The following is a 1,732-nucleotide window of genomic DNA, read 5'->3' on the forward strand; positions in this document are numbered from 1 at the left end:
GGTGACGCGGGGTGGAGCAGCCCGGTAGCTCGTCAGGCTCATAACCTGAAGGTCACAGGTTCAAATCCTGTCCCCGCAACCAAAACCAAAAGAGCCCGCCTTGCGCGGGCTCTTTTGGTTTTTTGCCCTGCGCTTCTTTCCAACTCGACTCGGCGGAGCTTTGCAGCGATGGTCGCTCGGCGCCCGAGCGCCATACATTTCGGCCGCGGCGCCGATGTAAGAGGAGCGGAAGATGCGGCAGGCGCTGATCGTATGGGGCGGCTGGGAGGGCCACGAACCCGAAGCCGGCGCTCGTGCCGTCAAGGCGATGCTCGAGGAAGAAGGCTTTGCCGTGCGTGTCGAGAACACGACCGCGGTCTTCGCCGACCCGGCGATCGCCGAGCTCAGCCTTATCGTGCCGATCTACACGATGTCCAAGCTCACCAAGGCGGAAGAGGCCAACCTGACGAAAGCGGTCGAAAACGGCGTCGGCCTTGGCGGCTATCATGGAGGCATGGGCGATGCCTTTCGCGAATCGCCCGACTATCAGTTCATGTGCGGCGGGCAATGGGTCGCGCATCCGGGCAACATCATCGACTATAATGTAAAGGTGATGCGGCGCGACGACCCGATCATGCAAGGCATCGACGATTTCCCCTACCGCTCCGAACAATATTACATGCATGTTGACCCGTCGAACGAAGTGCTGGCGACGACCACCTTCTCCGGCGAATATGCGCCGTGGATCGATGGCGTCGTCATGCCGGTGGTGTGGAAGCGCAGGCACGGCAAGGGGCGGGTGTTCTATTCCTCACTGGGTCATGTGGCAGCGGAGTTCGAGGTGCCGCAGATGCGCACCATCCTGCGCCGCGGACTGGCATGGGCCGCCCGCTGAGCCGGTAGATACGCCCGGCTAAAACGCGTCGTCGCGATCCTCGATCGGCGCCGGCGTGCTTGATCGACATTCCGACTGCCGCCCGATTCGGTGGAGTCTTCCATCGAACCGCTAGGGATGAAGCGCGTCCGAATCAATCAAGGCTGTCAATTTTTGCTATCTATTGCTATATTTCGCGCCTGGCTCGATATTTCTCCGGGAGACTCCGATGCCTAACTACGCTTTGAGCGAGCATTATGAGCGCTTCATCAGGAAGCAACTCGAATCGGGCCGCTACAACAATGCCAGCGAGGTTGTCCGCGCGGGCCTGCGCATGCTTGAGGATTTTGAGGCGGAGCGGGAGAAGTGGCTGCGGGAGGAAATCCCGTCGCGCATGGCCGAGCTCCAGCGGGATCCGGCAAAGGGAATCCCGGCTGAAACGGTGTTTTCCCGATTGGAGGCCCGTCATCGCGCACGGCAGGCGAAAGCCAAGTAGGGAATGGAATACCCGATTGTCTTCCACGCGAAAGCGGAAGCCGAGCTCGAACAACTCTATGAGGATATAGCCGAGCGTGCGTCGCCGACGGTTGCCTGGAATTTTGTCTCGGGCATCCGCGATCATTGCTTGGGCTTGTCGACATTTCCACAGCGCGGCACTGAGCGGGTGGAGATCATGCCGGGGCTGCGGATCATCGGCTATCGCCGCGCGGTCAGTATCGTTTTCGCGGCCGACGGCGAGCGTGTGCTGATCCTGGGCATCTTCTACGCCGGTCGGAACATCACGCCCGAATTGCTCGAAGAACGGCTTTAAATCGAGGTTCAGTCGGGCGCCGCGGTCGACATTCGGCTAAGTGCTGCGGGCGATTTCTGGGTTGAACG

3 protein-coding genes and 1 tRNA gene are annotated in these 1,732 nt (G+C 60.7%); all 4 read left to right on the top strand.

From position 1 onward, the window contains the following. Positions 1-5: 5 nt before the first annotated feature. The 4 genes from EOD07_RS33400 to EOD07_RS33415 all read left to right on the top strand — a co-directional run bounded on the left by EOD07_RS33400 (position 6) and on the right by EOD07_RS33415 (position 1,664). A tRNA-Met gene (locus tag EOD07_RS33400) sits at positions 6-82 on the top strand. A gap of 150 nt (positions 83-232) precedes the next feature. Further along, on the top strand, positions 233-874 hold the full coding sequence (locus EOD07_RS33405; protein WP_071074201.1) for a ThuA domain-containing protein: 642 nt from the start codon (positions 233-235) through the stop codon (positions 872-874). A gap of 208 nt (positions 875-1,082) precedes the next feature. Beyond that, positions 1,083-1,349, top strand: a complete 267-nt coding sequence (locus tag EOD07_RS33410) for a type II toxin-antitoxin system ParD family antitoxin (protein ID WP_127238257.1) — start codon at positions 1,083-1,085, stop codon at positions 1,347-1,349. Between the two features lie 3 nt (positions 1,350-1,352). Next, on the top strand, positions 1,353-1,664 hold the full coding sequence (locus EOD07_RS33415; protein ID WP_127238258.1) for a type II toxin-antitoxin system RelE/ParE family toxin: 312 nt from the start codon (positions 1,353-1,355) through the stop codon (positions 1,662-1,664). The last annotated feature ends 68 nt before the right edge of the window (positions 1,665-1,732 follow it).

It is taken from the genome of Mesorhizobium sp. M2C.T.Ca.TU.002.02.1.1 (assembly GCF_003997225.1).